Source organism: Streptomyces sp. NPDC045022 (assembly GCF_056432605.1).
Genome location: NZ_JBWKIR010000019.1, coordinates 83113 through 95565 on the forward strand (window position 1 = coordinate 83113; position 12453 = coordinate 95565).

The 12453-nt window shown below is 70.3% G+C and carries 10 protein-coding genes; 9 read left to right on the forward strand and 1 reads right to left on the reverse strand.

The window, feature by feature from the left end:
- Positions 1-15: 15 nt before the first annotated feature.
- The 3 genes from AC07C1_RS28660 to AC07C1_RS28670 all read left to right on the forward strand — a co-directional run bounded on the left by AC07C1_RS28660 (position 16) and on the right by AC07C1_RS28670 (position 4778).
- Positions 16-2397, forward strand: coding sequence for a HelD family protein (locus AC07C1_RS28660; RefSeq protein ID WP_478943596.1), 2382 nt, complete (start codon positions 16-18; stop codon positions 2395-2397).
- Between the two features lie 365 nt (positions 2398-2762).
- A complete protein-coding gene (locus AC07C1_RS28665) occupies positions 2763-4178 on the forward strand; it encodes an NAD-dependent malic enzyme (RefSeq protein WP_478943598.1) in 1416 nt (471 codons plus the stop codon).
- A 318-nt stretch (positions 4179-4496) separates the two neighbouring features.
- Positions 4497-4778 carry an HU family DNA-binding protein gene (locus tag AC07C1_RS28670; RefSeq protein ID WP_023550134.1) on the forward strand — a complete coding sequence of 94 codons (282 nt, stop codon included), beginning with the start codon at positions 4497-4499 and terminating at the stop codon, positions 4776-4778.
- Between the two features lie 142 nt (positions 4779-4920).
- Here the strand turns inward: AC07C1_RS28670 and murA are convergent, their stop codons facing one another.
- Complete coding sequence (gene murA / locus AC07C1_RS28675) at positions 4921-6261, reverse strand: UDP-N-acetylglucosamine 1-carboxyvinyltransferase (protein ID WP_478943601.1); 1341 nt, start codon at positions 6259-6261, stop codon at positions 4921-4923.
- A gap of 267 nt (positions 6262-6528) precedes the next feature.
- Between murA and AC07C1_RS28680 the strand changes: the two genes are divergently transcribed.
- The 6 genes from AC07C1_RS28680 to AC07C1_RS28705 all read left to right on the forward strand — a co-directional run bounded on the left by AC07C1_RS28680 (position 6529) and on the right by AC07C1_RS28705 (position 12417).
- Positions 6529-7101, forward strand: a complete 573-nt coding sequence (locus tag AC07C1_RS28680; protein ID WP_478943603.1) for a YqgE/AlgH family protein — start codon at positions 6529-6531, stop codon at positions 7099-7101.
- A 29-nt stretch (positions 7102-7130) separates the two neighbouring features.
- Positions 7131-7412, forward strand: coding sequence for a DUF3039 domain-containing protein (locus tag AC07C1_RS28685; RefSeq protein WP_468890108.1), 282 nt, complete (start codon positions 7131-7133; stop codon positions 7410-7412).
- Positions 7413-7632: 220 nt separating this feature from the next.
- Positions 7633-8925 (forward strand): extracellular solute-binding protein, encoded by a 1293-nt coding sequence (locus AC07C1_RS28690; RefSeq protein WP_478943701.1) that lies wholly within the window; start codon positions 7633-7635, stop codon positions 8923-8925.
- Positions 8922-9914 carry a carbohydrate ABC transporter permease gene (locus AC07C1_RS28695; protein WP_478943605.1) on the forward strand — a complete coding sequence of 331 codons (993 nt, stop codon included), beginning with the start codon at positions 8922-8924 and terminating at the stop codon, positions 9912-9914. Before AC07C1_RS28690 ends, AC07C1_RS28695 begins: the two co-directional genes overlap by 4 nt.
- Positions 9911-10735, forward strand: coding sequence for a carbohydrate ABC transporter permease (locus AC07C1_RS28700; protein ID WP_478943607.1), 825 nt, complete (start codon positions 9911-9913; stop codon positions 10733-10735). The genes AC07C1_RS28695 and AC07C1_RS28700 overlap by 4 nt, the downstream gene beginning before the upstream one ends.
- Positions 10736-10737: 2 nt before the next feature.
- Entirely contained in the window at positions 10738-12417 is a 1680-nt protein-coding gene (locus tag AC07C1_RS28705; RefSeq protein WP_478943609.1) for a beta-N-acetylhexosaminidase, read from the forward strand.
- Positions 12418-12453 lie beyond the last annotated feature (36 nt).

Genomic DNA, 12453 nt, shown 5'->3' on the forward strand with positions numbered 1-12453 from the left:
TCAGAAGGGGGCCCGGTGGCCGCTCAGGTTCAGCAGTCCGCGGTCGGCTCGGTACAGGACGCACCCGACTCCGTCCGTGACCGAGAGATCAGCACCGAACAGGAACACCTGGACCGGGTGTACCAGCGGCTGGAGGAGAAGATCCACGAGGCCGAGTTCCTGATGCACGACGCGGCCAAGCGCGGTCAGGTGGGCACCCCCGGCGCGCTGGCCGAGCGGGACGCACAGGTCTTCCGGGCCGGCATCCACCTCAACCGGCTCAACAACGAGTTCGAGGACTTCCTCTTCGGCCGCATCGACCTGCTGCTCGGCAAGGACGGCAAGAAGGGCCCCGACGGCGCGTACACGGCGGTGGAGCCGGCCGAGGGCGCGGTACGGGAGGACGACACCGCCGACATCGCCGAGACCCTCCACATCGGCCGCATCGGCGTCCTCGACCAGGACTACTCCCCCCTGGTCATCGACTGGCGCGCGCCCGCCGCCGCGCCCTTCTACCGGGCCACGCCCGTCGACCCCGGGCGGGTCGTACGGCGCCGGGTCATCCGCTCCAAGGGCCGCCGGGTCCTCGGCGTCGAGGACGACCTGATGCGCCCCGAGCTGACCGCCCGGCTCGACGGCCGCGAGCTGGCCGTGATCGGCGACGGCGCCCTCATGGCCGCCCTCGGCCAGGCCCGCAGCCACACCATGCGGGACATCGTCTCCTCCATCCAGGCCGAGCAGGACCTGGTCATCCGTGCCCCCGCCGCCTCCGTCACCTATGTGGAGGGCGGTCCGGGGACGGGCAAGACCGCCGTCGCCCTGCACCGCGCGGCCTACCTGCTCTACCAGGACCGCAGACGCTACGCGGGCGGCATCCTGATCGTCTCCCCGACCCCGCTGCTGGTCGCCTACACCGAGGGCGTGCTGCCTTCGCTCGGCGAGGAGGGCCAGGTCGCGATCCGCGCGATCGGCTCCCTGGTCGACGGCGCGGAGGCCACCGTGTACGACTCCCCGTCCGTGGCCCGCGCCAAGGGCTCGTACCGGATGCTGAAGGTGCTGCGCAAGGCCGCCCGGGGTGCCCTGGAACTGGGCCCGGGTGGCGGTGCCCCGGTCGGCCGGCCCGGGCCGGACGACGACTTCGGCGACGACACCGTGCCGCGGACCGGGACCGGAGCGCCGACCCGGCTCCGCGTGGTCGCCTTCGGGCGCCGCCTCGAACTGGAGGCCGACGAGCTGGAACGTGTCCGCCATACGGCCCTCGGCGGCACCGCGCCGGTCAACCTGCTCCGCCCGCGCGCCCGCAAGCTGCTCCTGGACGCCCTGTGGGCCAAGTCCGGCGCCGGCGCCCGGCACACCGACCCGGAGCTGGCCGCCGAGCTGCGCTCCTCCTTCGACGAGGACATCACGAGCGAGGACGCCTTCATCACGTTCCTCGACACCTGGTGGCCCGAGCTGACCCCGAAGGCGGTGCTCGCCGCCATGGCCGACGACAAGCGGCTCGGCCGCTGGGCCCGCCGGATCCTCAACCCCGGCGAGGTCCGCAAAGTCGCCCGCTCCCTCAAGCGGGACGGTTGTTCCGTACACGACATCGCCATGCTCGACGAGCTGCAGTCGATCCTCGGCGCCCCGGCCCGCCCGAAGAAGCGGCGCGAGCTCGACCCGCTGGACCACCTCACCGGTCTGGAGGAACTGATGCCGGTGCGCGAGGAGACCCAGCGGGAGCGGGCCGAGCGCCTCGCGCAGGAGCGCACCGAGTACGCGCACGTCATCGTGGACGAGGCGCAGGACCTCACCCCGATGCAGTGGCGCATGGTCGGCCGCCGCGGCCGGCACGCCACCTGGACGGTCGTCGGCGACCCGGCCCAGTCCTCGTGGTCCGACCCGGACGAGGCGGCCGAGGCCCGCGACGAGGCCCTCGGCACCCGCCCCCGGCGCCGCTTCCAGCTCACCGTGAACTACCGCAACCCGGCCGAGATCGCCGAGCTGGCCGCCAAGGTCCTCGCGCTCGCCATGCCCGGCTCCGAGGCGCCCGCGGCCGTCCGGTCCACCGGGGTCGAGCCGCGCTTCACGGTCGTGGGCCCGTCGTTGGCGGACACCGTGCGCGCCGAGGCCGAACGGCTGCTGGACCTGGTCGACGGCACGGTCGGCGTGGTCGTCGCGATGAACCGGCGCCCGGAGGCCCGCCGCTGGCTGGCCGGGCTCGGCGACCGGGTCGTCGCGCTCGGCAGCCTGGAGGCCAAGGGCCTGGAGTACGACGCCACGGTCGTCGTCTCACCCGCGGAGATCGCGGACGAGTCCCCGGCCGGCCTGCGCGTGCTGTACGTGGCGCTGACCCGGGCGACCCAGCAGCTCACGGTGGTCTCCGGGGAGCGGGACGAGCCGGACCCGGCCGGGGTCCCGGACCTGCTCAGGGACTGACTTCCGGCGAACATCCCGGACGGGAATGGCTGTACGGCATCCGTTTGTTAGCCTTGGTGTGGCACCGGCCCGATCCAAGCCCCCGGGCCCAACCTTCGTCCCTCAGAGGGACCACTTGCCGCGAGGCGAGCATGGCGGGTCGGTGTCATCAACGTATGAGAGGCCCACGTCACCCAGTGGCGTGGGCCTCTTTCTTTGTCTGATCGTTTCTCGTATGGTGGAAGTCAATTTCCGAAATCGCGGGCCTCTGCGCGGTCGCTGTGAACAAAACGTCCGCAACCCAGGGCGACTACCACGTACTGAGCGGTAGGTGCGACGATCGGACGGCACAACTCGCGACACGGTGAAAGCAGAGGAAGTCGGCCATGGCAACGGCGCCCAGCGTCTCCTACTCGATGACCATCCGGCTGGAGGTGCCCGCGAGCGGAACCGCCGTCTCGCAGCTCACCACCGCCGTGGAGTCCTCCGGAGGCTCGGTGACCGGCCTCGACGTCACCGCGTCCGGCCACGAGAAGCTCCGTATCGACGTCACCATCGCGGCCACCTCCACGGCCCACGCCGAGGAGATCGTCGAGAAGCTGCGCGGCATCGAGGGCGTCACGCTGGGCAAGGTCTCCGACCGTACGTTCCTCATGCACCTCGGCGGCAAGATCGAGATGGCGTCGAAGCACCCCATCCGCAACCGTGACGACCTCTCCATGGTCTACACGCCGGGTGTGGCCCGCGTCTGCATGGCCATCGCCGAGAACCCCGAGGACGCCCGCCGCCTCACCATCAAGCGCAACTCCGTTGCGGTCGTGACGGACGGCTCCGCGGTGCTCGGCCTCGGCAACATCGGCCCCAAGGCCGCGCTGCCCGTCATGGAGGGCAAGGCGGCCCTCTTCAAGCGCTTCGCGGGCATCGACGCCTGGCCCCTGTGCCTGGACACCCAGGACACCGACGCGATCGTCGAGATCGTCAAGGCCATCGCCCCCGGCTTCGCCGGCATCAACCTCGAGGACATCTCCGCGCCCCGCTGCTTCGAGATCGAGGCCCGGCTGCGCGAGGCCCTCGACATCCCCGTCTTCCACGACGACCAGCACGGCACCGCGATCGTCGTCCTCGCCGCCCTGACCAACGCCCTGCGCGTCACGGACAAGGCCATCGAGAACATCCGGGTCGTCATGTCCGGCGCCGGCGCCGCCGGTACGGCCATCCTGAAGCTGCTGCTCGCCGCCGGCGTGAAGAACGCCGTGGTCGCCGACATCCACGGTGTGGTCCACGCGGGCCGTGCGGACCTGGTGGACGCCACGGCCGACTCGCCGCTGCGCTGGATCGCCGACAACACCAACCCCGAGGGCCTGACCGGCACCCTGAAGGAGGCCGTGCGCGGCGCCGACGTCTTCATCGGCGTCTCCGCGCCCAACGTCCTCGACGGCGACGACGTGGCCGCGATGGCCGACGGCGCCATCGTGTTCGCGCTCGCGAATCCCGACCCCGAGGTGGACCCCGCGATCGCCCGTCAGACGGCGGCGGTCGTGGCCACCGGCCGCTCGGACTTCCCGAACCAGATCAACAACGTGCTGGTCTTCCCGGGTGTCTTCCGCGGCCTGCTGGACGCCCAGTCCCGTACCGTCAACACCGAGATGATGCTCGCCGCCGCGAAGGCCCTCGCCGCCGTGGTGACCGAGGACGAGCTGAACCCGAACTACATCGTCCCGAGCGTCTTCAACGACAAGGTCGCGGGCGCCGTGGCCGGCGCGGTCCGCGAGGCCGCGAAGGCGGCCGGGGCGACCGCCTGACGACGTCGTGTCGTATCGTGCCGGGGCTGTGAGGATCACCACGGCGGCCCCAGCACCGGCGCGTCGTGGAACGACCTGATGCCGGGCGCGCTCTAGGGTGACGGCCGAGCAGGCGCTTTTCGTGTGACTCCCCAGGGTGTTCTCACGACTCCCAGGGGTGCTGGATTGGCTTTCCCGCCGCAGGTAGGGGCAGGATGCTCCCCCAGGGACTTCGTCCAGGGGGCACCCCAGGGGCGCGAGCGCATCGGCATCGCAGTGCCTCGGGCGGCTTCGCCGCGTGGCACACCCCAACGGCAAGAAAAACACGGGAGTAACAACATGAACCGCAGTGAGCTGGTGGCCGCGCTGGCCGACCGCGCCGAGGTGACCCGCAAGGACGCCGACGCCGTGCTGGCCGCGTTCGCCGAGACCGTCGGCGAGATCGTTGCCAAGGGCGACGAGAAGGTCACCATCCCCGGCTTCCTGACCTTCGAGCGCACCCACCGTGCCGCTCGTACCGCGCGCAACCCGCAGACCGGCGAGCCCATCAACATCCCCGCCGGCTACAGCGTGAAGGTCACCGCTGGCAGCAAGCTCAAGGAAGCCGCCAAGGGCAAGTGATCTTGCCGTTCGTACGCCACAAGACGGCGTACGAGGCGTTGTGACGCACGATGACGCCAAAGGGGCGGCCCTCCATCACCGGAGGGCCGCCCCTTCGTCGTACGGCCGCAGTACGGCCTGCGGGGACCGCTGGGGCAGGCCCCTAGCCGAGCGCCTTGCCCGGCAGCTCGACCTTGGCGCCCAGCTCGACCAGCTTCTCCATGAAGTTCTCGTAGCCGCGGTTGATGAGTTCGATGCCGTGGACACGTGAGGTGCCCTCGGCGGCGAGGGCCGCGATCAGGTACGAGAAGCCGCCGCGCAGGTCGGGGATGACCAGGTCGGAGCCCTGGAGCCGGGTCGGGCCCGAGACGACCGCGGAGTGCAGGAAGTTGCGCTGGCCGAAGCGGCAGTCGGAGCCGCCCAGGCACTCGCGGTAGAGCTGGATGTGCGCGCCCATCTGGTTCAGGGCCGAGGTGAAGCCCAGGCGGGACTCGTACACCGTCTCGTGGATGATGGACAGGCCCGTGGCCTGGGTCAGGGCCACCACCAGCGGCTGCTGCCAGTCGGTCTGGAAGCCGGGGTGCACGTCCGTCTCCAGCGCGATCGACTTCAGGCGGCCGCCCGGGTGCCAGAAGCGGATGCCCTCGTCGTCGATCTCGAAGGCACCGCCCACCTTCCGGTAGGTGTTCAGGAACGTCATCATCGAGCGCTGCTGGGCACCGCGGACGTAGATGTTGCCGCTGGTCGCCAGCGCGGCGGAGGCCCAGGACGCGGCCTCCAGGCGGTCCGGGAGGGCCGCGTGGGTGTAGCCGCCGAGGCTGTCCACACCGGTGATGCGGATCGTGCGGTCGGTGTCCATCGCGATGATCGCGCCCATCTTCTGCAGCACGCAGATGAGGTCCTCGATCTCCGGCTCGACGGCCGCGTTGGACAGCTCCGTGACGCCCTCGGCGAGCACGGCCGTCAGCAGCACCTGCTCGGTCGCCCCGACGGACGGGTAGGGCAGCCGGATCTTCGTACCGCGCAGCCGCTGCGGAGCCTCCAGGTACTGCCCGTCCGCGCGCTTCTCGATGGTCGCGCCGAACTGGCGCAGCACGTCGAAGTGGAAGTCGATGGGCCGGCCGCCGATGTCACAGCCGCCGAGGCCCGGGATGAACGCGTGGCCGAGACGGTGCAGCAGCGGACCGCAGAAGAGGATCGGGATACGGCTGGAGCCCGCGTGGGCATCGATGTCAGCCACGTTGGCGCTCTCGACGTGCGTCGGGTCGAGCACCAGCTCGCCGGGCTCCTCGCCCGGACGGACCGTCACCCCGTGCAGCTGCAGCAGGCCGCGCACGACCCGCACGTCACGGATGTCGGGAACGTTGCGCAGCCGGCTCGGCGCGCTGCCCAGCAGGGCGGCGACCATGGCCTTCGGTACGAGGTTCTTCGCACCGCGGACACGGATCTCGCCCTCCAGCGGGGTTCCGCCGTGGACAAGCAGGACATCGTCGTTGACGGTCATGTATCTCGCGTTCCGATGAGTTGGGCTGGGGCCGGCCGATCACTGTGCGCAGGGGCCGGGATGACAGGGTAATCGCCCATCACCCCCCGCCCATAAGCCCGAGGACCGCCCAGCCGCGTCATAGCTGTGTCACAACACGAACCGTCCTCTGCCGGGCACATGCGGTCACCGATCGGGGCGTGCGCCGGGCTCGCTCACCCGCCCCCCTGAGCTGGGTCCCCCCGATTGGCTCCCCACACCGGGGGAAGATGCGGGATCATGTCTGGCATGACCGAGGTGTCCTCGCTCACAGGGCGGCTGCTCGTGGCCACGCCCGCCCTGGCGGACCCGAACTTCGACCGTGCGGTGGTGCTCCTTCTCGACCACGACGAGGAGGGCTCTCTCGGCGTCGTCCTCAACCGGCCCACCCCCGTGGACGTGGGCGACATCCTGGAGGGCTGGGCCGATCTCGCCGGCGAGCCCGGTGTGGTCTTCCAGGGCGGGCCGGTCTCCCTGGATTCCGCGCTCGGCGTGGCGGTCATCCCGGGCGGGGCGAACGGCGACCACGCCCCCCTCGGCTGGCGGCGGGTGCACGGCGCGATCGGCCTGGTGGACCTGGAGACCCCGCCGGAACTGCTCGCCTCGGCCCTGGGCAGCCTGCGGATCTTCGCCGGTTACGCCGGCTGGGGCCCGGGCCAGCTGGAGGACGAGCTGGCCGAAGGTGCCTGGTACGTGGTCGAGTCCGAACCGGGCGACGTCTCCTCACCGGCCCCGGAGAGACTCTGGCGCGAGGTGCTGCGGCGCCAGCGCAACGACCTGGCGATGGTGGCCACGTACCCGGACGACCCTTCGCTCAACTGATGCCTGTGAGCTTCAGTACCCTGGGCGGTATGAGCACTCTTGAGCCCGAGCGCGGGACTGGTACGGGGACCCTCGTAGAGCCGACGCCACAGGTGTCCCACGGCGACGGCGACCACGAGCGCTTCGCCCACTACGTCCAGAAGGACAAGATCATGGCGAGCGCCCTCGACGGCACCCCCGTCGTGGCGCTGTGCGGCAAGGTCTGGGTGCCGGGCCGCGACCCGAAGAAGTACCCCGTGTGCCCCATGTGCAAGGAGATCTACGAGTCCATGGGCAGCGGCGGCGGCGACGACAAGGGCGGCGACAAGTAGCGGTCTCCCCGCCGGCCTGAGTTTTCCCCGAGGGCCCCCGGGACGCGCGTGCGGTACGCGCGTCCCGGGGGCTTTCGCGTTTTCCGGTCACAGAGTGGTGGAGACCTCTTGTCGGCATGTTCATGTAGTCCCTAGCCTCCTTCTGTTGTGCAGAGCGAAACAGTCATTGCACATGCTGCAACGAACTGCCTCACGCTCCAACTCCCTGGAGGAACGCTCCATGAAGCTGTCCGCCCCGCTCGCTGCGCTGCTCACCCTCGTCGTGGCCACCGCCTGCGCCCCTCGGTCCGCCTCCAACTCCGCCTCCGACCAGGACGACAAGAGCGGCACCCTGCGGGTGTGGCTCTTCCAGGAGGTCGGCAACGAGCCGAAGAAGAAGGTCGTCGACACGGTCGTCACCGCCTTCGAGAAGGCCCACAAGGACACCGAGGTCGACGTCGAGTACATCCCCGTCGAGACCCGCGCCCAGCGCGTCAAGGCCGCCTTCAACGACCCGGGGTCCGCGCCGGACGTCATCGAGTACGGCAACACCGACACCGCCGGCTACGTCCACGACGGGGGACTCCTCGACATCACCCAGGAGTTCGGCACCTGGGGCGAGGCCGAGGACACCGACCCGACCGCCCGTCAGTCCGTCACCGTCGACGGCAAGGTCTACGGCGCCCCCCTCTACGTCGGCGTCCGCGCCCTGTACTACCGCACCGACATCTTCGGGGACCTCGGCCTCGAACCGCCGAGGTCCCTGGCCGAGCTGGCCGGCACGGCCCGTACCGTCCGCGCCGCGAGACCCGATCTGTACGGCCTGGTCGTCGGCGGCGCCTACACGTACGGCGCGATGCCCTTCATCTGGGCGAACGGCGGCGACCTGGCGACCGGCAAAGGCGGCTCGTACGCCTCCGCGATCGACAGCGCGGCCGCCCGCAAGGGCATCAAGGCCTACACGTCACTCTTCACCGACGCCAACTGCCCCGCCGCCAAATGCGCCGGCATGGGCGGCAACGACACGGTGACCGCGTTCGCGGCGGGCAAGGCGGGCATGGCCATCGGCGGTGACTTCAGCCACGCGGCCGTGGAGGCCGGGAAGGTCAAGGGCAAGTACGCGGTCGTACCGCTGCCGGGAGCGGCCCCCGGTTCGATCGCCCCGGCCTTCGCGGGCGGTAACAACATCGGCGTGCTGAAGAGCACCACGCACCGCACGCTCGCCGTGGACCTGATGGAGCGGCTCGCCTCGAAGAAGACGCAGTCCGCCCTGTTCGACGCGATGGGTTTCCTGCCGACGTTCCCCGACGTGCGCGAGCGGGCGGCGGCCCGGCAGCCGTTCGTGAAGCCCTTCGTGCGGACGCTGGCGGCCGGTACGAGATTCGTGCCCGCCTCGCCCGCGTGGTCGCGGATCGACTCCTCGCTCGTGCTGCCGACGATGTTCCAGGAGGTCATCAGCGGCAAGAAGAACGTGGAGGCGGCCGCGAAGGACGCGGCGGCGAAGATGAACGACGCGTTCGGCTCCGCCGGATGAGGGCGGTGGCCGCGCCCACCGACCCGGGCGGTGCGGATCGCCGGCGGGTGCGGGCCCGCCGGGACTCGCCGCGCCCGCGCGGTGGAGCCGCGCATGTCACGACCCCGCGCCCCTCGCGGCATCGTGGTGTGCCTTGGCTGTATCTCGCTCCGGCTCTCGTGGTCATCGGCGGCCTGCTTCTCTACCCCGTCTGCCAGCTCGGCCTGATCTCCCTGTTCCGGTACACCCAGGCGCAGGTCAGCGGTGGGGAGCCGGCCACCTTCCGGGGGTTCGGCAACTACGCGGACCTGTTCTCCGACGGGCGGTTCCGGCAGGTGCTGCCGGCCACCGTGCTGTTCGCGGCGGCCTGTGTCCTGTCCACGCTCGCCGTCGGCTGCGCGCTCGCCGTGCTGCTCACGCGCGTGCGTGCCGTACCGCGGCTGGCCCTGATGCTGGCCGCGCTCGGCGCCTGGGCGACCCCGGCGGTCACCGGATCCACGGTGTGGCTGTTCCTGTTCGACCCGGATTTCGGGCCGGTCAACCGGCTGCTCGGGCTGGGGGACCACTCGTGGACGTACGGCCGGTACAGCGCGTTCCTGCTCGTCCTGCTCGAAGTGGTCTGGTGCTCCTTCCCGTTCGTGATGGTGACGGTCTACGCCGGCATCCGCGCCGTACCGGCCGAGGTGCTGGAGGCCGCCGCGCTGGACGGCGCCTCGCAGTGGCGGATCTGGCGCTCGGTGCTCTCGCCGATGCTCCGGCCGATCCTCGCCGTCGTCACCATCCAGTCGGTCATCTGGGACTTCAAGGTGTTCACTCAGATCTACGTCATGACGAACGGCGGCGGAATCGCCGGCCAGAACCTGGTGCTGAACGTGTACGCCTACCAGGAGGCGTTCGCGTCCTCCCAGTACGGCCTCGGCTCGGCGATCGGCGTGGTGACGCTGCTGATCCTGCTGGCCGTGACCCTGGTGTACCTGCGGCTGCTGCGGCGGCGGGGGGAGGAACTGTGAGGCGGCCGTGGCGGCTGTGCGCGGAAGGGGCGGCGCTGCTGATCGCCGTCGTCGTGGCCTTCCCGCTGTACTGGATGGTGCTGAGCGCCTTCAAACCGGCCGGCGAGATCGAGTCCGACCGGCCCCGGCCGTGGACGCTGTCACCGTCCCTGGACGCCTTCCGGCGGGTCTTCGGGCAACAGGAATTCGGCCGGTACTTCGCCAACAGCCTTGTGGTGGCGGGCAGTGTGGTGATCGCCTCGGGACTGATCGCGTTTCTCGCGGCGACCGCCGTCACCCGATTCCGTTTCCGGTTCCGTACCACCCTGCTGATCATGTTCCTGGTGGCCCAGATGGTGCCCGTGGAAGCCCTCACGATCCCGCTGTTCTTCCTCATGCGGGACTTCGGCCGGCTGAACACGCTCGGCTCGCTGATCCTGCCCCACATCGCCTTCTCCCTGCCCTTCGCGATCTGGATGCTGCGGGGGTTCGTGAAAGCGGTCCCGGAGACCCTGGAGGAGGCCGCGTACCTCGACGGGGCGAGCCGTGGGCGATTCCTCTGGCAGATCCTTTTCCCGCTCGTCCTGCCCGGCCTGGTGGCCACGAGCGTGTTTTCCTTCATCTCGGCCTGGAACGACTTCCTGTTCGCCAAGTCCTTCATCATCAGCGACACCTCGCGGTCGACCCTGCCGATGGCCCTGCTGGTGTTCTACAAGCCGGACGAGCCCGACTGGGGCGGGGTCATGGCCGCGTCCACGGTGATGACGGTTCCGGTGCTGGTCTTCTTCGTACTCGTACAGCGACGCCTGGTCTCGGGACTGGGCGGAGCGGTCAAGGATTGAGCATGATGGATGAGATTCCGTACGAGCTGTTCGACGGGTTCGACGTGGGGCTGGTCCCGGCGCCCAGCCGCTTCTCGGCCGCGCTGCCCGGCGGCGGCCAGGGGTACTTCATCGACGCCGAGACGCAGATCGAGGCGACCGCCGGCACCGAGCGGGTCGCGCGGTGGCTGCGGACGACCGTGGGCGCGGCGACCGGATACCCGCTGCCGCCGCACACCGACGACGGGAACCGCATTCTGCTGCGGATCACCCCGAACCTGGCCGGCGAACTCGGCGGTCCGGAGGCGTACCGCCTGTCCGCCGACGGTCATGTGCTCGCCATCGACGGGGCGAGCGAGGCGGGGCTGTTCTGGGGCGCCCAGACCTTCCGGCAGCTGCTGGGCCCCGACGCCTTCCGCCGGGCGCCCGTCACCGACCGGGAGGAGTGGAGGTTTCCGGCGGTCACCATCCACGACGCCCCGCGTTTCGGCTGGCGCGGCCTCCTTCTCGACGTCGCCCGGCACTTCATGCCCAAGGAAGGTGTGCTGCGCTACCTGGACCTGATGGCGGCGCACAAACTCAACGTCTTCCACTTCCATCTGACGGACGACCAGGGCTGGCGGATCGAGATCAAGCGCTATCCGAAGCTGACCGAGACCGCCTCCTGGCGGGCGCGGACGAAATTCGGTCACCGGGCCTCGCCGCTGTGGGAGGAGAAGCCGCACGGGGGTTACTACACCCAGGACGACATCCGGGAGATCGTCGCCTACGCCGCCGAGCGGCATATCACCGTCGTCCCCGAAATCGACGTACCGGGCCACTCGCAGGCGGCCATCGCCGCATACCCGGAACTCGGCAACACCGACGTCATCGACACCACCGCCCTCTCCGTCTGGGACACCTGGGGGATCTCCTCCAACGTACTGGCCCCCACCGACACCACCCTGCGCTTCTACGAGGGAGTGTTCGAGGAGGTTCTGGAGCTGTTCCCCGCACAGTTCGTCCATGTCGGCGGCGATGAATGCCGCAAGGAGCAGTGGACGGAGTCGGTGGCCGCCAAGACCCGCATCACGGAACTCGGGCTGGCCGGCGAGGACGAGCTTCAGTCCTGGTTCATCGGGCACTTCGACGCGTGGCTCGCCGCGCGCGGGCGCCGCCTCATCGGCTGGGACGAGATCCTGGAGGGCGGCCTCGCGAAGAACGCGGCGGTGTCCTCCTGGCGTGGCTACGGAGGCGGTGTCGCGGCCGCCCGGGCCGGTCACGACGTGGTCATGTGCCCCGAGCAGTACGTGTACCTGGACCACCGTCAGGCTCCGGGCGAGGACGAGCCGGTGCCGATCGGGTTCGTGCGCACCCTGGAGGACGTCTACCGGTTCGAACCCGTACCGCCGGGCCTCACCGAGGAGGAGGCCGGGCACGTCCTGGGCACCCAGGCGAACGTCTGGACCGAGGTGATGGAGGACAGCGCGCGCGTCGACTACCAGACCTTTCCCCGGCTCGCGGCCTTCGCCGAGGTGGCCTGGAGCCGGTTGCCCGCCCCGGCGGAACGGGACTTCGCGGACTTCGAGCGCCGCATGGCCGCCCACTACGGGCGACTTGACGCCCTCGGCGTCGCCTACCGGCCGCCCACCGGACCCCGGCCGTGGCAGAAGCGTCCCGGCGTGCTCGGCCGTCCGATCGAGGGGCCACCCCCGAACAAGTAATGGAAAATGACCTCAAGGGTCACCGAAGAGTGGCAA